Source organism: Pseudoalteromonas sp. CO109Y (genome assembly GCF_004208935.1).
Lineage (GTDB): Bacteria > Pseudomonadota > Gammaproteobacteria > Enterobacterales > Alteromonadaceae > Pseudoalteromonas > Pseudoalteromonas shioyasakiensis.
In genome coordinates this window covers 122,183-141,866 of sequence record NZ_SGPD01000037.1, presented here as the reverse complement: position 1 = coordinate 141,866, position 19,684 = coordinate 122,183, and the positions used below count along the sequence as shown (strand labels likewise).

General features: G+C 41.9%; 18 protein-coding genes. 12 read left to right on the top strand and 6 right to left on the bottom strand.

From position 1 onward, the window contains the following. Positions 1-285: 285 nt before the first annotated feature. Entirely contained in the window at positions 286-930 is a 645-nt protein-coding gene (pyrE, locus tag EXT43_RS14760; protein ID WP_130167300.1) for an orotate phosphoribosyltransferase, read from the bottom strand. Positions 931-952: 22 nt separating this feature from the next. After that, complete coding sequence (rph, locus tag EXT43_RS14755; RefSeq protein WP_063699765.1) at positions 953-1,666, bottom strand: ribonuclease PH; 714 nt, start codon at positions 1,664-1,666, stop codon at positions 953-955. Positions 1,667-1,845: 179 nt separating this feature from the next. Here rph and EXT43_RS14750 point away from each other — a divergent pair, with 179 nt between their 5' ends. From EXT43_RS14750 to EXT43_RS14725, 6 genes are all read left to right on the top strand, one after another. Beyond that, positions 1,846-2,706: a YicC/YloC family endoribonuclease gene (locus EXT43_RS14750; RefSeq protein ID WP_130167299.1), complete on the top strand. Its 861-nt coding sequence runs from the start codon at positions 1,846-1,848 to the stop codon at positions 2,704-2,706. A gap of 169 nt (positions 2,707-2,875) precedes the next feature. Continuing rightward, complete coding sequence (gene gmk / locus EXT43_RS14745) at positions 2,876-3,496, top strand: guanylate kinase (protein ID WP_054563423.1); 621 nt, start codon at positions 2,876-2,878, stop codon at positions 3,494-3,496. A 101-nt stretch (positions 3,497-3,597) separates the two neighbouring features. After that, positions 3,598-3,873 carry a DNA-directed RNA polymerase subunit omega gene (gene rpoZ / locus EXT43_RS14740; RefSeq protein WP_054554225.1) on the top strand — a complete coding sequence of 92 codons (276 nt, stop codon included), beginning with the start codon at positions 3,598-3,600 and terminating at the stop codon, positions 3,871-3,873. A gap of 130 nt (positions 3,874-4,003) precedes the next feature. Beyond that, on the top strand, positions 4,004-6,109 hold the full coding sequence (gene spoT, locus EXT43_RS14735; RefSeq protein WP_054563422.1) for a bifunctional GTP diphosphokinase/guanosine-3',5'-bis pyrophosphate 3'-pyrophosphohydrolase: 2,106 nt from the start codon (positions 4,004-4,006) through the stop codon (positions 6,107-6,109). 11 nt (positions 6,110-6,120) lie between these two features. Beyond that, the gene (locus tag EXT43_RS14730) at positions 6,121-6,513 is read left to right on the top strand and encodes a RidA family protein (RefSeq protein ID WP_054554223.1); all 393 of its coding nucleotides are present in this window, start codon (positions 6,121-6,123) and stop codon (positions 6,511-6,513) included. Between the two features lie 153 nt (positions 6,514-6,666). After that, positions 6,667-8,271, top strand: a complete 1,605-nt coding sequence (locus tag EXT43_RS14725; protein ID WP_130167298.1) for a FapA family protein — start codon at positions 6,667-6,669, stop codon at positions 8,269-8,271. 44 nt (positions 8,272-8,315) lie between these two features. Here EXT43_RS14725 and asnA read toward each other — a convergent pair whose 3' ends face one another. After that, positions 8,316-9,311, bottom strand: a complete 996-nt coding sequence (gene asnA / locus EXT43_RS14720; RefSeq protein ID WP_063527721.1) for an aspartate--ammonia ligase — start codon at positions 9,309-9,311, stop codon at positions 8,316-8,318. A gap of 197 nt (positions 9,312-9,508) precedes the next feature. On the opposite strand from asnA, the gene asnC reads away from it, so the two are divergent. From asnC to recG, 3 genes are read left to right on the top strand one after another with little or no spacing between them, the layout of a single operon-like run. Further along, positions 9,509-9,967: a transcriptional regulator AsnC gene (asnC, locus tag EXT43_RS14715; RefSeq protein ID WP_054554220.1), complete on the top strand. Its 459-nt coding sequence runs from the start codon at positions 9,509-9,511 to the stop codon at positions 9,965-9,967. A 44-nt stretch (positions 9,968-10,011) separates the two neighbouring features. Next, positions 10,012-10,728: a tRNA (guanosine(18)-2'-O)-methyltransferase TrmH gene (gene trmH, locus EXT43_RS14710; protein ID WP_062565951.1), complete on the top strand. Its 717-nt coding sequence runs from the start codon at positions 10,012-10,014 to the stop codon at positions 10,726-10,728. Positions 10,729-10,767: 39 nt separating this feature from the next. After that, positions 10,768-12,849 (top strand): ATP-dependent DNA helicase RecG, encoded by a 2,082-nt coding sequence (recG, locus tag EXT43_RS14705; protein ID WP_062565952.1) that lies wholly within the window; start codon positions 10,768-10,770, stop codon positions 12,847-12,849. Positions 12,850-12,944: 95 nt separating this feature from the next. Here the strand turns inward: recG and EXT43_RS14700 are convergent, their stop codons facing one another. Continuing rightward, positions 12,945-13,877 (bottom strand): porin, encoded by a 933-nt coding sequence (locus EXT43_RS14700; protein ID WP_054563416.1) that lies wholly within the window; start codon positions 13,875-13,877, stop codon positions 12,945-12,947. Between the two features lie 195 nt (positions 13,878-14,072). Then, positions 14,073-14,927 (bottom strand): LysR family transcriptional regulator, encoded by an 855-nt coding sequence (locus EXT43_RS14695; RefSeq protein ID WP_054554216.1) that lies wholly within the window; start codon positions 14,925-14,927, stop codon positions 14,073-14,075. Between the two features lie 90 nt (positions 14,928-15,017). Here EXT43_RS14695 and EXT43_RS14690 point away from each other — a divergent pair, with 90 nt between their 5' ends. After that, positions 15,018-15,392 (top strand): DUF413 domain-containing protein, encoded by a 375-nt coding sequence (locus EXT43_RS14690; protein ID WP_054563414.1) that lies wholly within the window; start codon positions 15,018-15,020, stop codon positions 15,390-15,392. Positions 15,393-15,470: 78 nt separating this feature from the next. Continuing rightward, entirely contained in the window at positions 15,471-16,706 is a 1,236-nt protein-coding gene (locus EXT43_RS14685; RefSeq protein ID WP_062565953.1) for a diguanylate cyclase, read from the top strand. 2 nt (positions 16,707-16,708) lie between these two features. On the opposite strand, the gene rarD is transcribed toward EXT43_RS14685, so the two are convergent. Beyond that, entirely contained in the window at positions 16,709-17,632 is a 924-nt protein-coding gene (gene rarD, locus EXT43_RS14680; protein ID WP_062565954.1) for an EamA family transporter RarD, read from the bottom strand. A 225-nt stretch (positions 17,633-17,857) separates the two neighbouring features. On the opposite strand from rarD, the gene recQ reads away from it, so the two are divergent. Continuing rightward, positions 17,858-19,681: a DNA helicase RecQ gene (gene recQ / locus EXT43_RS14675; protein ID WP_055021899.1), complete on the top strand. Its 1,824-nt coding sequence runs from the start codon at positions 17,858-17,860 to the stop codon at positions 19,679-19,681. Positions 19,682-19,684 lie beyond the last annotated feature (3 nt).

The window sequence follows — 19,684 nt, the reverse complement described above, 5'->3', positions numbered from 1 at the left end:
CTTACTTGACTCAACCAACTCGTCGTTTTGCTTTTTTGTAAGCAGTCCGCCGTGTCGGTGGATGCGCATTATAGGGATGCAGCGAATTAACGCAAGCACTTTTTTGAGAAAACTTTAAAAAAACTGCCTTTTGTATCCTTTTTAGTCTAAAGACCACAAAAGAGAAACTTTATTAACGCTTCAGTAACTTTTTAACCGTATTTAAGGCCATAAAAGTACAATACTCTAAAAACAAAAAAGCCCAGCAATATAGCTGGGCCTTTAAATAATTCGCGTTTTTAGGTGTTAAGCAATGCCGTATTGATCACGGTATGCTTTTACTGCAACTAAATGCTCATCCATTGTGCCTTTGGCTTCTAGGTAACTAATTAAGTCAGCTAGTTTTACAATCGAGATAACTTTAGTGCCAAAGTCACGCTCGACTTCTTGAATAGCAGATAACTCCGCTTTACCTTTCTCTTGGCGGTCAAGTGCAATTAAAACACCACTTAAATCTGCACCATTATCTGCAATGATTTCCATAGACTCACGAATCGCTGTACCCGCAGTGATCACGTCATCGACTAACATGATCTTACCTTTAAGTTCAGAACCTACTAATGTACCACCTTCACCGTGTGCTTTTTTCTCTTTACGGTTAAAACAGTAAGGCACATCTTTGTCGTGGTGATCAGCTAAAGCAACCGCAGTAGTCGTAGCAATTGGAATACCTTTATAAGCAGGGCCAAATAATACATCGTATTCAATGCCCGCATCTTCAAGTGCAGCTGCATAAAAGCGGCCTAAACGTGCAAGGTCACGACCAGTATTAAATAAACCAGCGTTAAAGAAATAAGGGCTAGTACGGCCAGACTTTAAAGTAAACTCACCAAATTTAAGCACCTGCTTTTCAAGTGCGAATTCAATAAACTCTTTTTGATAATCTTTCATAACTAATAAACCTACTTCTTTATTAAGCTAATGCTTGCTTTTGAACGTCGATAATTTCACGAATTGAGTGCTTAGCTAATGTAAGTAGCTCATCTAGTTCGTCGAATGAGAAAGGTTCGCCTTCAGCTGTACCTTGGATTTCAATGATTTTGCCTGTTTCCGTCAAAATCACGTTCATATCTGTTTCGGCTTCAGAATCTTCTAGGTACTCAAGATCTGTGATTGGTTGACCTTTATATACACCGACTGAGATTGCAGCAATCATATGCTTAAGTGGGTTTGAATTGATCATACCTTTACTACGCATGTAAGTGAGTGCATCAACTAACGCGACGCACGCACCACTAATAGATGCTGTACGTGTACCGCCATCAGCTTGAATAACATCACAATCGATAGTAATGGTGTTTTCACCTAACGCTTTTAAATCAACTGCAGCACGAAGTGCACGTGCAATTAAGCGTTGAATTTCCATTGTACGACCGCCCTGCTTACCGCGCGACGCTTCACGACCATTACGAGTATGTGTTGAACGAGGTAACATACCGTATTCAGCCGTAACCCAACCTTTACCTTGGCCTTTCATAAAGCGTGGTACACCAGCTTCAACAGTTGCTGTACACAAAACTTTAGTGTTTCCAAACTCTACTAATACTGAGCCTTCAGCATGCATAGTGTAATTACGTGTAAATGTAACCGGTCTAATTTGATTAGGTGTTCTTTCGCTTGGACGCATTAACGATCCCCTTAATTCTGAATTTGCCACATTATAAGTCGATGTGGTGGCAGATGCCATGTGATTTACATAATTAACTGTATCTGAAAAGCCGATTTCAGAAAATTTACGCTAGAGGTTAAAAGCTGATACGGTATAATCAAGCAACTTTGAATATAAATAACACTAGGAAATTATCCATGATCCACAGCATGACAGCTTATGCGCGTCGCGAAATTAAAGGCGAATGGGGCACTGGCACTTGGGAAATTCGTTCAGTTAACCAACGTTACCTTGAGACTTTTATCCGCGCACCTGAGCAATTTCGTGGCATGGAACCTGTTATTCGTGAGCGTTTACGTAAACACTTACAACGCGGTAAAGTTGAAGTTTTCTTAAAGTTTGCTGCAAATCCAGCTCATGTTGGTGAGTTAACGATTAACGAATCACTGGCTGAGCAGCTAATTAAAAGCGCACAATGGGTGCAACAACAGAGTAATGGTGACATTAATCCTGTTGATATTTTGCGTTGGCCTGGCGTTATGGAAGCCGAAGAGCTCGATATGGATAGCGTAAACACTGCGCTAATTGCAGGCTTCGATGAAGTGATTGAAGATTTTAAACAAGCTCGCGGCGATGAAGGCGCAAACTTACAAGAAATGATAGCAACTCGCCTTGATGCTATTTTAGAGCAAGTAACTATTGTTGAAGGCCACTTACCAGAAATTGCTAAATGGCAGCGCGAAAAACTAAACCAAAAGCTAGAAGAACTAAAAACAGATATCGATGAGTCTCGCCTTGAGCAAGAACTTATTTACCTTGCGCAAAAGCAAGATGTTGCTGAAGAACTTGACCGCTTAAAATCGCATGTTAAAGAAACCAAAAAAATCTTAACTAAAGGCGGCGCATGTGGCCGACGCCTAGACTTTATGATGCAAGAGTTCAACCGTGAAGCAAACACATTAGCATCAAAGTCTATCAACAGTGATATCACAAACGCTGCGGTAGAACTGAAAGTGTTAATCGAGCAAATGCGTGAACAGATCCAGAATATTGAATAAGCACGCTTTACAGTTTTTTATAAGACCCAGCACCTGCTGGGTCTTTTGTTTTAAAAAGTCTAAAAGCAGGCAAACTTGAGCACTTTTAGCGAAATAAAGTACAATAGTTCAATTAAAGGCTTGGATTAGCGATAGTCCGAGCCTGTTTATTTTTTATTAGAGACAGATCATGGCGCAAACTCGCGGAAATTTATTTATCTTGTCAGCTCCATCAGGGGCTGGTAAATCAAGCTTAATTGGTGCTTTACTAAAGAAACACAGCGATATGAAAGTATCGGTTTCGCACACCACTCGCTCACCTCGTCCGGGTGAAGAAAACGGTGTGCACTATCACTTTGTTTCTGTGGATGAGTTCAAAGCGCTAATTGAGAAAAATGACTTTTTTGAATGGGCGCAAGTGTTTGATAACTACTATGGTACGTCTAAGCAAGCAATCGAAAGCCAACTTGCAGCAGGTATTGACGTATTTTTAGATATCGATTGGCAAGGTGCTCAGCAAATCCGCAAATTAGTTGATGATGTTGAGACTATCTTTATTCTTCCACCATCAAAAGAAGAACTTGAATCACGCTTAAATAACCGTGGTCAAGACTCTGCAGAGGTAATCGCAGGAAGAATGGCAAAAGCACAATCAGAAACATCGCACTATAATGAGTATGATTATGTTGTTGTTAACGATGACTTTGATACTGCACTTACAGAAATCGAAACTATCGTTATGGCTAAACGTTTATCGTTAAAAAGCCAAACTGTGCGCCATCAGGCGTTATTAGAGAACTTACTTAAGTAATACTTTTAAGAATAAGATAAAAATTAACCACAAGCTATTGGCGAATTTAACTTGGTACAGTAAACTACGCCTTTGCTTAAGAATTTATTTGGAGTGCTGAGATGGCTCGCGTAACTGTTGAAGATGCAGTAGATGCAATTGGTAATCGTTTTGACTTAATTTTAGTTGCGGCTCGTCGTGCCCGCCAAATCGCGGTTGGTGGTAAAGATCCACTCGTTGATGCTGAAAATGACAAACCAACGGTTATTGCTTTACGTGAAATTGAGAAAGGGTTAGTAGATAGCTCTTCTATGGACTTAATTGATCGTGAAGAACAACAACATCAAGAAGCAGCAGAAATGGCTGCTGTGGCTGCTATCGTAGGTGGCAACCAGTAATCAAGCTCCCCGCTTTGATTTAGCTATACGGCTAGTATTTCTACACTAGCCGTTGGCAAGCCCTTCTTTTCATCGTATATTCTATTCATACCGTTACCGATTTACTTCATTTGCGCATTGGAGTGTGACTTTGTATCTATTCGAAGGCCTCAAAAAGAAAATATCCGAATACTTACCACCTGCTGATATTGAGCTGGTACAAAAAGCATACGTGGTCGCTCGCGAAGCCCACGAAGGCCAAACACGCTCAAGTGGCGAGCCTTATATCACCCACCCTGTCGAAGTGACACAAATACTTGCCGGCATGCACTTAGACCACGAAACGCTGATGGCTGCCCTAATGCATGACGTGATTGAAGACACTGACTTTAGCCAACAAGACTTAGCTGAAATTTTTGGCGACACGGTTGCCGAGCTTGTTGAAGGGGTGAGTAAGCTAGATAAGCTCAGCTTTAAAGATAAAAAAGAATTCCAAGCCGAAAACTACCGCAAAATGATCATGGCGATGACTCAAGATATTCGCGTGATCTTAATTAAACTGGCTGACCGCACTCATAACATGCGTACTTTAGGCGCACTGCGCCCTGACAAACGCCGTCGTATTGCCCGTGAAACCCTAGAGATTTATGCGCCAATTGCGAACCGCCTTGGTATTCATGATATTAAAAATGAATTAGAAGATTTAGGCTTTCAAGCGTTATACCCGATGCGTCATCGCGCATTAAGATCAGAAGTGGTCAAAGCACGTGGTAATCGTAAAGAAGTTATCAGCAATATTAAAACTGAAATTGAAGCGCGTTTAGAAGAGTCTGGCATCGAAGCAACTATATCTGGCCGCGAAAAACACCTTTATAGCATTTACAAAAAAATGCTTAATAAAGAGCTGTCGTTTAACGAAGTGATGGATATCTACGCGTTCCGTATCAATGTTGATAATATGGATACCTGTTATCGTGTATTAGGTGTTGCTCATAACCTTTACAAACCAATCGAAACCCGTTTTAAAGATTATATTGCTGTACCAAAAACCAATGGTTATCAATCACTCCATACCTCATTAGTTGGCCCTCATGGTATTCCTGTTGAGATTCAAATTCGTACCCACGACATGGATCATATGGCAGATAAAGGGGTGGCTGCTCACTGGATGTATAAAAAAGCAGGTGATAGCGCAGGCCACACAGCACAGCAGCGTGCTCGCCAATGGATGCAAAGCTTACTGGAGCTTCAGCAAAGTGCGGGCTCATCATTTGAGTTTGTTGAAAACGTTAAAACAGAGCTATTCCCTGAAGAGATCTATGTTTTCACGCCAGATGGCCGTATCGTTGAACTACCTATGGGTGCAACAGCAGTCGACTTTGCTTATGCAGTTCACACTGATGTAGGTAATACCTGTGTAGGTGCACGCGTTAACCGTAAACCTCACCCACTAAGCAAAGCACTTGATACAGGGCAAACGGTCGAAGTCATCACTAGCTCTGGAGCGCACCCTAATGCAACTTGGTTAAACTTTGTTGTAACAGGTAAAGCACGTTTAGGTATTCGCAATTACCTGAAGAGCCAACAGCATGAAGAAGCTATGCTGCTCGGTCGACGTTTACTAGACTCAGCACTTGGTGAAACCAAACTAGATGATATTCCAGATGAAAACATTCGCCGTGTACTTCAAGAGCATGAACTAAATACCGTACTTGAGCTATTAGTCGAAATAGGCTCAGGCAATCTAATGAGTGTACTTATAGCAAAACGCTTGATGCAAGTTGATGCAGACGACCTAGACGACCTAGCACAAAAAGCAAAAGCGACCATCATAGGTACTGAAGGCATGTTAGTTAATTACTCTAAATGCTGCCGACCAGTCCCAGGTGATGCTATTACTGCTTATATAAGCCAAGGTAAAGGCCTTACTGTTCACCGCCAAGAATGTAAAAACATTCGTGGTTGGGAAAAAGAGCGCTCAAAATACTTAGTTGTAAAATGGGACGATAACCCAGAGAAAGAATATATTGCAGCCCTTCGTATTGAGATTATCAATCACCAAGGTGCACTGGCTAAATTAACCAATGTTGTTGCCTCAACCCAAGCCAACATTGTTGAAATAGCGACTGACGAAAAAGAAAGTAATTTATACATGATAGATTTAGGCATCACGGTTAAAAACCGCGTTCATGTTGCTAACATTATGCGCCGCATTCGCGTTATGCCTGATGTGCAAAGAGTCTATCGTAAAAAGTAACAAGGATAATCATGAACAAATCTTTTATTTCTACTGATAATGCGCCTGCAGCAATCGGTACTTACAGCCAAGCAGTTAAAGTAGGCACGGCTGTTTATTTATCAGGTCAAATCCCACTTGTACCAGAGACGATGGAAGTGATCTCTGAAGACTTTACTGAGCAAACTCACCAAGTATTCAAAAACCTAACAGCTGTTTGCCAAGCTGCGGGTGGTCAAATTCAAGACATGGTAAAAGTGAATATCTTTTTAACTGACCTATCTAACTTTGCGATTGTTAACGAAGTGATGAGCCAGTACTTTAAGCAACCATACCCTGCACGTGCCGCAATTGGCGTACGTGCGCTACCAAAAGGCGTGCAAGTTGAGATTGACGGTATCATGGAGCTACCTTCAACAAACTAATCAGCCCTGCCAGCAACGCAAAGTTGCTGGCACTTTTTTAGAGAAAGTTCTTACTTCCCTCACCCGAAATTCTTGACTCATTAGCAAATCTCTAGCACTCTGTTGTTATAACAAGTAAAACCTTTAGCTAATGTAGTAAAAAAGGATCTCCAGGTGTTTAAGCTCGCTCACAACGGCAACGTTTTATTAGATGTTCATGAAAACTCGCCTCCTAGTGCTGCGTTTATTATCGAAGCATTAGAAAAGTCACCATTTTGCGAATGCAGAGTGGATCATGAAGCTATCAATAATTTCTTCAAAAGCGATTCAAATGAGCGCATGCTTGTTGTTGCCTCTAAACATGATGCGAACCTAGTTGTCACCTTGAGTGATGATAAAATGCTTGCCACAGGCGAGCTGACTTTAGCTGAAGGTGGCAAAGTCATGACGCTTGACGATGCCAAAAAAGAGCTTATCAAAGCAGGTGTTGCCCGCGGTTATAAGCAAGCTTTCTTAGAGAAGTTATTACAACAACAGTTTGAGCTACCTGCAGGTGAAGTTGCTAAAGGAGTGCTCGCAAAAGGCCGTTTACCGATTGATGGCCAACCGTCTAAGTTTGTACCACAGGTTGAGACCTTAAAAGACCGCTTAAAAACACCTAAGCTACGTGAAGACGGCACAGCCGATATGCGTGACTTTGGCAAGCTCGCCAGTGTCGAACCAGGTGTATTACTTATAAAACAAATTCCTGCTACTCCTGGTAAAGAAGGATTTACTGTTACTGGTGATGTACTTCCTGCAAAACCGGGGGAAAACACCAAGCTAGTCGCAGGTGAAGGCACCGAAATATCAAAAAACAACCCGCTTGAGCTAATTTCTGTGATCGCTGGTGTACCCGTTGATATCGCCAACGGTATGCGTGTCGATGATATTTTTACTATTGCCGATGTAAACGTAAAAAGTGGCCACGTAGATTTTGAAGGTAGCGTTATTGTGACTCATAACGTTGAACCTGGCATGCGCATTAATGCCAAAGGCGATATCACAGTTATGGGTACCGTGGAGTCTGGTCATTTATCAGCAGCTGGCGATATCACCATAAAACAAGGTGTAATTGGCCACCAGCTCGAAGATAAAAAACTGTCATGTAATATTATCAGCCAAGGTGACATTCACTTATCACATGGTCAATACTGCTACCTTGAAGCCAATAATATCCTCATTGAACGCCAAGCCAGCCATTGCACAATGAAAGCCACTAAGCTGTTGCAAATAGGCCAAGAGGATAATCCGCAAGGCAAGCTATTCGGCGGAGAGATCCTAGACGCACAAATGTTAATTGCCGGCGAAATTGGCAATGAATCTGGCGCTAAAATGGTTATTCACTTAGCAGCTTCGGGTGCTGATGTCACCGCACAAACAGATCAGTGTTTAAAAGATTTAGCACAAACAGATTCACAACTTGATACTTTGCAAGAAGCTATCGAAAAAGCAGATCAAGTAAAAGACGCCGAAAAGAAAAAGCAGTTACTCGCAAAGATTGGTGCAACACAAATGCACTATTGCGAGCAAGCTGAAATGCTTGAGAAAAAGCTATCAAGCTTAGAGCATCACCTGCATGATTTACTGGAAGATGCGCAATTAGTCGTTAATAAAAAACTGCATTCTGGCGTCGAAATTCATATTTTCGAAAAAGTTCTACTCACTAACCGCCAATACCCACCATGTAAGGTAAAACTTGAAGAAAACAAGGTTGAGGTAGAGTTTAAAACCAGTTAATAAAAAAGAGGCTTAAAGCCTCTTTTTACCAGGGTCATTACTCTTTAAAGAATTCCTTCTACTTGCTGTTTTAGCTTTTCAGGCCAAACACCAACTTGTACTTGCCCGATATGCTGTTTTTGTAACAGCAGCATAGCGAGTCGTGATTGACCAATACCACCACCAATTGTTTGCGGAAACTTTTTCGCCAGTAGCTGTTTATGCCAATCAAACTCTAGGCGAGCTTGATCGCCTGTAATCGCTAATTGTGTAGCTAAGGCATCAGGGCTAACACGAATGCCCATTGAAGAGATTTCAAATGCATCTTCAAGCACAGGGTTCCAAACTAAAATATCACCGTTTAAGCCTGCAAATTTACTACAGGTTTGTGTTGACCAATCGTCATAATCCGGTGCTCGTACGTCATGAATTTTGCCATCTGCAAGTGTGCCGCCTATACCAATTAAAAATACCGCACCGTATTCTTGTGCTACCGCTTTTTCACGTTGTTTCGCAGTAAAGTCAGGATACATCTGGCGTAGCTGTTCACTGTGTACAAAGGTGATTTGCTCTGGCAAAAACGGCGTTAAATCAAACTCGCTTGCGACAAAACGTTCGGTTGCTTTAATAGCCTGATAAAGTGATGTCACGGTTTCTTTTAGCTTGTCTAAGGTACGCTCTGTACTCTCGCAAATTACTTTTTCCCAGTCCCATTGGTCAACATACACCGAGTGAATTGGGCTTAAAGATTCTTCATCAGGACGAAGCGCCTTCATGTGCGTATAAAGTCCTTCACCTACCGAAAAATCGTAATCAGCCAAGGTTTTGCGTTTCCACTTAGCTAATGAGTGGACTACTTCAAATTGGCTACCCGGAATTGTTTTCACTGCTACCGATACAGCATTTTCAGTACCGCTTAAGTTATCTTGAATACCATCGCCTACTTTTGCCAAGATCGGCGCTTGTACTTCAACTAACCCTAATTGTTGTTCTAATTGGCTTGAAAAAAACTGTTTTACTTTACTAATTTGCTGCTGTTGCTGCAGGTAGTGTGAACTCATAATAATTGGCCTCATTCCCAGTTATTGTTACTTGCTTAATTAGAGAAACCCGCTGCTTGGTCCCTCCTGTTAAAACAATCCTCAACTAAACAAAGATAATTTTCAATAACCCGCAATAAAAAGAACTTAACATTGAAATTTTCATAAAAATAATGCTATAAAATTTATTGATTCACTAATTAACACTAATAAATACCATGGAAAATTATCAAATCGATAATCTCGATAAAAACATCCTTAATGCTTTAATGGAAAATGCGCGAACAGCCTATGCAGAACTCGCTAAACGCTTTGCAGTCAGTGCCGGGACTATTCATGTACGGGTCGAAAAAATGAAACAAGCGGGAATTATTACAGGCACCCAAGTCAGTATTGATGCCAAACAGCTTGGTTACGATGTTTGCTGTTTTATTGGTATTAACCTCAACAATGCCCGTGATTACCCACAAACTTTACTGCATTTAAAAGAGCTAGAAGAAGTTGTCGAAGCCTATTACACCACAGGTAATTACAGTATATTTATCAAAGTGATGGCACGCTCAATTGATCATCTACAAGATGTGTTAATTAACAAAATACAAGCCATCGAAGCTATTCAATCAACAGAAACGCTGATCTCATTACAAAACCCTATTAGCCGTGCTGTTGTTCCCTAGGGTATAATCAGCGCCAATTAGAATCCGTCAACGAGCACACAACTATGGATACAACTCGCTTTGAGCGTGTTAAGCGCGTGTTAGACCGCCGCCAAACGGACCTAACGGTTTGTTTAGAAGAAGTACATAAGCATCATAATTTATCGGCCATTGCCCGCACAGCTGACGCGACTGGCTGCCATCACGTACATGCAGTATGGCCAGAGAATCAAAAATGGTTAACTAACAATACCTCAGGTGGTAGTAAAAACTGGCTAGAAACTCACTTGCATCGTAATATCGATGAAGCGGTTGCCATGATGCGTGCGCAAAATCCTGAAGTACAAATTTTAGCAACTCATCTCAGCGACGATGCAGTCGACTTTCGTGAAATTGATTACACCAAACCGACGGCTGTTATTGTTGGCCAAGAACGTGATGGTATTTCGCCGCGTGCCCTTGCCCATGCAGATAAAAACATCATTATCCCTATGCAAGGAATGGTGCAATCTCTTAATGTATCTGTTGCTGCTGCACTTATTCTATTTGAAGCACAACGCCAACGTGAAGAAGCCGGACTTTACAACCGCGATATGCTTGATGCGAAAATAAAGCACCGTATCTTATTTGAAGGCTGCCACCCTATCATTGCTGAACAATGCCGTGAAAAAGAGCTACCGTACCCTGAGCTTGATGAAAGTGGTGAAATTGTTGCTGATGAAACGTTCTGGAACATTTTAAAACACACGCAACCGCTTGAAGCCACTAACGAGAGCAAGTAAACTGAAAAACAGTCTACTAATTAATAATTTGAGTCACCTTTGAGTCATCCTAGCTTAGCGTTATACCCAATTACAGAATTAAAAGGCGTCGGCCCGAAAATGGCCGAGCGCCTTGCTAAGCTAAATATTCATACGGTGCAAGACATGCTGTTTCATTTACCTCATCGCTATGAAGACCGGACCCGCATTCACCCAATTTGCGAACTCCAACCGCATAGCCATGTTAGTGTTGAAGCCACCATTGAAACCAGCCAGATTACCTTTGGTAAAAGACGCATGCTGGTTTGCCAAGTAAATGATGGCACGGGCCGTTTAACGCTGAGGTTTTTTAACTTTAGCGCAGCTCAAAAAAATGCCTTAAGTACAGGTAAAATCATTCGCTGCTTTGGTGAGATCCGCCGTGGTCGTGTTGGCTTTGAAATGACACATCCGGAATACAGCTTATCGGATACCCCTTCTGAGCAACCAACGAACACCACGCTTACGCCGGTTTATCCTGTTACCGAAGGGCTGAAACAGTTATCTATTCGTGCACTTAGCGATCAAGCTCTTGCACTATTAACTAAGTACCCTGTCGAAGAGTTACTGCCAGAGCAGTTTCAACCGACCGGAATGTGTTTAGCCGATGCACTTATGACCTTACATCGCCCACAAAACGATGTTGATTTAACTGCCCTTGAACAAGGTATGCACCCTGCCCAGCAACGGCTAGTGTTTGAAGAGCTGCTTGCGCAAAACTTAAGTCTTTTAAAGCTACGTCAAAAAGGGCAAACGGTAAAAGCAGTATCATTAAAGCCTCATAATCAACTTGAGCAGCAGTTTTTAGCTAATTTAGCCTTTAGCCCAACTAACGCGCAAAGTCGTGTGGTGGCAGAAATCAAAGGTGACTTACAACACCCATTTCCGATGATGCGTCTAGTGCAAGGCGATGTAGGCTCCGGTAAAACCTTAGTTGCAGCACTCAGTGCGCTCACCGCGATAAGCGAAGGCTATCAAGTAGCGCTAATGGCACCAACAGAGATTTTATCAGAGCAACATGGCATCAACTTTAGCCAATGGTTTAATCAACTCGGTGTTGAAGTCGCTTGGTTAGGTGGCAAAAGTAAAGGTAAAGAGCGTGCAGCAACTTTAGAAAAAATCGCCTCTGGGGAAGCACAAATGATTGTTGGCACCCATGCGTTATTCCAAGAGCAGGTTGAGTTTAACAATCTCGTATTAATTATTATTGATGAGCAACACCGCTTTGGTGTTCATCAGCGCTTATCACTGCGCGAAAAAGGCCGCTTTGGTGACTGTTACCCGCACCAATTAGTGATGACAGCAACACCTATCCCGCGAACGCTAGCAATGACAGCCTACGCTGACTTAGAAACCTCAGTGATTGATGAGTTACCACCCGGTAGAACGCCTATTACAACGGTGGCTATTCCAGATGCACGCCGAGACGAAATAATTCAACGTGTGAGAACAGCGTGTACAGAGCAAGGTCGTCAAGTGTATTGGGTTTGCACTCTGATTGATGAATCTGAAGTACTGCAATGCCAAGCCGCGGAAGATAGCGCAGAGCAATTAAAAGCAGCACTGCCAGAGCTAAACGTTGGCTTAGTGCATGGCCGGATGAAAGCCGCCGAAAAGCAAGCCATTATGAGTGAGTTTAAAGCGGGCAATATTCATGTACTCGTTGCCACAACGGTGATAGAAGTAGGTGTTGATGTGCCTAATGCCAGCCTTATCATTATTGAAAACCCTGAACGGTTAGGGCTTGCACAACTCCACCAGCTGCGCGGCCGTGTTGGTCGTGGGGCTACGGCATCACACTGTGTTTTACTCTATCACGCGCCATTATCAGCTACAGCGCAAAAACGCTTAGGTGTGCTGCGTGAAAGTAATGATGGCTTTGTTATTGCTGAGCGAGATCTCGAAATCCGTGGCCCAGGTGAAGTACTTGGTACCAAACAAACAGGCCTAGCCGAATTTAAAATTGCCGACTTAAACCGCGATAAACAAACACTCGATCATGTAAGACCCATTGCCTTCAAAATTTTGAACGACTATCCAGAGCTTACCGATAAATTGATTCAACGTTGGCTTGCTGGCAAATCAAACTACGCACAAGCTTAATCGCAAGTCTAACTAGGCTACAAATTCTCGGCTAGAACAAAAAAGCCCAGCTAATTAGCTGGGCTGACAAGTTAGGGAGTTATCCAAAGGTTGGATTAGAACTTGTATTCAATACCAACACCTAGGTAGTCTTGGTCAACTTGATTGTCTGTATCAAACGTTGAGTAGAAACCAAATACTTTGGTGTTTTTGCTAAGCTTGTGATCAACACCTGCAGAAATAGCTGTTTTCTTATCGCCTTCATCAAAGTCAATTACTTGGTACTGCACTTTGAAAGTATTACTATTCATTTGGTAAGCAGCATTTACTAAGTAGCCATCAGCTTCTGCACTACCATCCACTTTTTCTTGTGTTTGGTACATAGCACCTAGTTTAAAGTCACCTAGTTTACCTTGTACTGTTGCACGAACAATGTCGTAACCTTTTACTTCGCTGTCAGCTGCAACTGATGCATAGAGTTTGCTTTCTTTAAGTTTTGCATCGCCGTAAGTTAACGCTACTGAGTAACCGTTATCAGCGTCTACATCATCTTCAGCCACATAAGTTGCTAATACTTTGAAGCCACTGAAGTCTTTAGAAGCATAAGAAATTGTGTCGCCTAAACGGTTTTCACCTTTAAATGCGTTCTTGATATCACCTTCAAGGTCATTGAATAAATCAACTTTACCTTGAGACTGCTTCATTGCTGTATCGTTACGACCGATAACAACTTGACCAAAGCTACCTTTAACACCCACGTATTGGTTACGTGCAGTGATGTTATCGTCATTGTCGCCTTTTGAATCAGCGTCAGATACGTCTACACCAAACTCAAATTTATAAACAGCTTCTAAGCCTTCAGAAATTTTTTCTGAACCTTTTAAGCCAAAACGTGAGTTATTGCTTTTAATTTCAGTGAAAGACCCTTCGCCATCATCTGATGATTGAACAGTCACGTTTGCTTTACCATATACATCTACATCAGCTAATGCAGAAAAAGATAAACCACCAAATAAAGCTAGGAATAAGCTAGACTTTGCAAATTTCATGTCGTTTCCTCAATAATCGCAACAAAAAACACATGTGTGTTTCGATGCGCGCAGTGTGACAGCGAAAAATGACAGAAAGATGACAATTGAAATAAAAGCGTCAATTTAGCTTCATAAAATGTAATTATTTTTGAAATAAAAACGTAACCTTCTGTTGCAGCATTAATTTTTTATGAAAGCTAAATTAAATTAATTTTAAGCTTTTATTTGTAGTTCAGTTAATAAGGTCACTAACTTCTCTAATAAAGGAGTTTGTTCGTTATCTCTGTGGTAAGCAACAAACACATCGCGCGAGGTATGCGCAACATCTTCAACATGATAAAGCTCACCAGATTTAAGCTGCTCTTCAACTAGTAACTGAGGAATAAACGCACTGCCGCCACACTTCAAAATTAAATCAAGCGCAATACGACCCGTGCTGGTTCTAAAATAAGGAGGAGCGTGACCGTTAAACTCACGAGCATGCCATAAAGAAAAGGTGGTTCCCCAATCAACATAAACATATTGATTATCGAAAAAGTTTTCACTATTTGCTGTTTCAAACGCGCTCACTGGAATAATAGGTAGCTCACAAATTCGCTGTACAACTAGTTCATCTACTTTAGGGGGATCGAACAACACAGCTAAATCTAGAGTACGTTCCAGTAATAAGCGAGTACTCTCTTGTTGTGCTTTGACTTCAGCAACTAACGACACACCCGGCATAGCAGAAACAATATTAGTAATACCAAACTGTAAAAATGCATCCCATATATTAGGTGTTCCCGCTAAGCTAATTTGCTTATGCATATTATCTGCAAGTGCCACATCAACTTTTGCGCGCTGCATACCCGTAATGATCATTTGTGCGTGTGGCAGTAGTCGCTCACCCGGCGCCGTTAACTGTATGTTGTTTCGTTGACGAATAAATAAGTTAACGCCTAAACCTTGCTCTAATTGTCGGATCCGAAAACTCACCGCAGACTGTGTAATATATAAATTTTCAGCTGCTTTACCGAAATGGCGTGTACGAACCACTTCAACAAAAGTCTTCAATAAATCGATATCCATTTTTTACCCTTACGATAAAAATAATTTGTTTAATAAAATCGACAACTTGATCCATACTCCAGCAAGAAATTAGGGCATGAGGATAAAGCCATGAGCAATGACATTTCATCACTTCGTCAGGCATTTGCAAGCCAACGTCAATTCTATGATGATCAAAATTTCCCACGCGGTTTTGGTCGTAGTGGTCACTTCACTTTGCTAGAAGCCGACATTCTCGAGCAGCATGGTGTTGTTCTAAAGGGTTTATACAACAAAACCCTAGAACCACAAAATGAATTTCAAACTCAATTTGTACAAGTTGTTACCGGTAATCTTGAAGCGACCAATCCGATTGAGCGCGCTTGGATAAAATACCTTAAGCAAACAACCTGTAAAACCAAGTTTCACACATTATTTGGGCGCTCTCGCATTGCGACCTCAACACCACAAAGTGTTGAATATTATTCTGAGTCAGACAGCCTATAACAATTTGCTTTTTTACCCTTTTAGGGTTAAAACTTGTAATAACTTTTGTTTCGCCAATAAGTTATTACAAGGCAAGCTGTGACTCGAAGAATATTAATAATTGAAGATACGCCAACCATTGCGCGGGTGCAAAAGCACATCGCGCAAAAAGTTGGATATGAAGCCGACATAGCCGGTAGCTTAGCTGAGGCAAAAGAGCTTATTAGCAAGCACAGTTACTTTTGTGCCGTAGTAGATTTTATTCTACCTGATGCGCCAAACGGTGAAGCAGTTCCTTGCACCATCGAAGCCGATATCCCGACCATTGTAATGACTGGCAACCTTGACGAAACAACACGTAGTATCGTTGAAAAACACCCCATCATTGACTACATCACCAAAGAAAATAAACAAGCCTATCAATACCTAGAAAAACAACTGGCTCGCTTGCCTCGTAATGAGCAAATATTGGTATTAGTAGTCGATGATTCAGCGGCAACACGCCACCATATTTGTAACTTATTAACCCGTCATAAATACCAAACAATCGAAGCGGTTGATGGTGTTGATGCTTTAAAAGTACTGGCTGAAAACCCAAAAATATCGGTGATCATTACCGATAATGAAATGCCTAACATGAATGGGGATGAGCTCTGTGTTGAAATTCGCCGTTTATACTCCAACGATGAAAAGGCCATAATCGGCATTTCTGCACTCGATACTCTGCATTTATCAACGCGCTTTTTGAAATCTGGCGCAGACGATTACCTTCGTAAGCCATTCAACAATGAAGAGTTTTATTGTCGGCTCAGCCAAAACGTCGACATGCTTGAAAACATTAAAACGATTCGTTTACAAGCAAACACTGATTATCTCACTAAGCTGCCTAATCGCCGCTATTTCTTTGGTGAAGCAAACAGTCATCTAAAAGCTGCAAAAGTGTCAGATACCTCAGTCTCTTTAGCCATGATTGATATTGACCACTTTAAATCAATTAACGATAACTACGGTCATGATGCCGGCGATGAAGTTCTTAAGGGGTTATCGCAATGTATGGCAAAGTATTTTGAAGATAACTTAGTAGGCCGCTTTGGTGGTGAAGAGTTTGCAGTCTATTTTGCTGATCAAGACAAACAAGAATCGTTGCAACGCTTAGAGAAGTTCCGCTTATTTGTCGAAAAGCACAGCCCTGAGTTCAGTAAAGACCATATCAAGTTTACACTGTCGATTGGTTTTCATAATGGGCCTGTTTATAGTTTGGATGAACTAATAAAACAGGCCGATTTAAAGCTTTATCAAGCTAAAGACACTGGCCGCAACAAGCTAGTAAGCTAAGCCTACACAGGCTTAGTTACCGCCTCTAATTGCGCTTTGCGTTGCTTACGGCTCTGACGATACGAATCCCAGCTGAATAATGCCAAAGCGCTCCAAATACATGCAAATGTCACCACTCGCTCAGCATCAAATACCTCACCATAAAAAGCCACCGCAAGCATAAACATTAAACTTGGACCAATGTACTGAAAAAAGCCAAGCGTACTGTATTGCAGGCGCTTTGCTGCACCGGTAAAACATAACAGCGGTAAGGTTGTCACCACACCAGCACTAATAAGTAACAAGTTAATGTGCCAATCGTTTGCAGTTAAATCAGAGCTTGCTGATGGCATCATCAACCACCAGTAAATTAGCGCAACCGGTAATAAAATAAGTGCTTCAAGCAGTAACCCTGGCAATGATTCAATCGGCAGCTTTTTACGAAGTAGCCCATAAATAGCAAACGATCCTGCTAATGAGAAAGCAACCACAGGGAATGAACCAAAGCTCACAAGCTGAAGCAACACACCACAAAGCGCTAGACCTACCGCAACGCCTTGCCACTTGCGTAGTCGCTCACCTAAAAATAACATACCCAATAACACATTCAGTAATGGATTTATGTAATAACCTAAACTGGCATCGAGCATATGATTATTGTTCACTGCCCAAATAAATAACCCCCAGTTAAAGCCAAGTAAACTTGCTGTTATTACCAACATCAAAAGTAATTTAGGTTGTCCGAGTACAACACGAATACGCTGCCATTGATGACGAGCAGCAATAATAAGAAGTAAAAATAACACCGACCAAATAACACGGTGCATTAAGATTTCAAACGCAGAAATCTGCTGTAGAAACTTAAAGTAAATGGGCGCAAGACCCCACATAAAAAAGGCTAAACAAGCGAAAATAACGCCTTTTCGCTGCTCAATGTTGGTAGGCATAAGTTTGGCTTTATAGTTTAAAAACGCTATTTTACGCCCCCTTAGCAGTGACGCAACCAAAACACGCTAAATAAACCCATGTATTTACTTCTTAAAAGGGACTGTCATTATTGCAAAGTAACGCCTTGATATTAAGCACCTGTGAAACGCTGAATTCTGCATCTTGAGGTCGTTTGGGTATATTTCTACAGACATCGCCATAAAAAACCACTAAAATGCTTGGCGATGAATACCAATACCGCAATGTCCAACACACCCGTTCGATCACCACAAGCCGTACTCAAACAAGTGTTTGGTTACAAGGACTTTCGTGATGGCCAAGAAGCGATTATAGCCGCAGCGCTAGACGGACAAGACTCGCTTGTACTCCTACCAACGGGTGGAGGCAAATCATTATGCTATCAAGTACCTGCTTTGATCCTTGATGGTGTGACTGTGGTTATCTCGCCGCTTATTTCCTTGATGCAAGACCAAGTTGCCCAACTAAGAGCACTCGGCGTGCAAGCGGCCTACATCAACAACAGCCTGCCTTTTGAAGAGCAGCAAGCTGTCTATCAGCAATTGCACTATGGGCAAATTAAGCTGTTATATGTTGCACCAGAAAAAGTACTGCAACACGAATTTTTAGAACGCTTGAGTCATCTAAAACTCGCACTTTTTGCAATTGATGAAGCTCACTGTGTGTCGCATTGGGGTCATGACTTTAGGCCGCATTACTGTCGGCTCAACGAGTTAAAGCAACGCTTTATGCATGTGCCCATGATGGCCCTTACAGCAACGGCAGATAAAGCAACTCGTTACGATATTATTGAACAGCTTCAGCTTAACCACCCTTACGTGCACACTGGTAGCTTCGATAGACCGAACATTCGTTACACCATAGAAGAAAAATTCAAACCTATGGTGCAACTGCTTCGATATTTAAAAGAGCAGCAAAATCAAAGTGGCATTATTTATTGCACCAGCCGCAAACGGGTTGATGATGTAGCCGAAAAACTTGCAGACGCCGGGTTCAATGCCGCCGCCTACCATGCGGGAATGAGTAACGAGCAACGCCAATTTGTGCAATCGGGCTTTGCCCGTGACGATATTCAAATTGTGGTTGCGACCGTTGCCTTTGGCATGGGAATTAATAAACCAAACGTACGTTTTGTGGTGCATTACGATATTCCAAAAAGCATCGAGGCTTACTATCAAGAAACCGGTCGTGCAGGTCGTGATGGCCTGGCTGCAGAAGCGATTATGTATTTTGATCCGGCAGACATAGGCCGCGTACGCCGCTTTTTTGAAGATATTGAAGACGAGCAACGTCGTCGTGTTGAAGAGCAGCGCTTTAATGCCATGGCAAGCTTCGCCGAAGCACAAACATGCCGCAGACAAATCTTGCTCAATTATTTTAGTGAATATAAGCGCGAAACCTGTGGTAACTGTGATATTTGCTTAAACCCACCCACCAGCTTTGATGGCACCCTTGTAGCGCAACAAGCCTTGTCGTGTGTATATCGTGCTGAGCAACGTTTTGGGATTGGTTATATTGTTGAGTTACTGCGCGGTGCAAACACTAGCCGCATTCGAGATAACAATCACCATCAGCTAAGCACCTATGGCATAGGTAAAGAACACAGCGTGGAATTCTGGCTAAGTATTTTAAGGCAGCTTATCCATCAAGGGTTATTAAGCCAAGATATTACCCAAGGTTCGTCATTACGCTTAACCGAAGCCGCCCGTGCAGTACTTAAAAGTGAATATGCATTGCAACTTGCTGAGCCTCGCTTACAAGCTAAGCACGTTTACCAAGATAAACTCGCTCAGTTTAATTACGATAAAAAGTTATTTGCGAAATTACGCGCTTTACGTAAAGAACTGGCCGATGCCGATGATGTACCACCTTATGTGGTATTCAATGATAAAACCCTCGCTGAAATGGCGCAGTTAATGCCAACCAACGACAGTGAGTTTTTGAAGGTGTCAGGTGTTGGTTTCACTAAACTCAATAAGTACGGCGCACCGTTTTTAAATACCATTCGCGACTATCTTGCCACCAATTAGGAC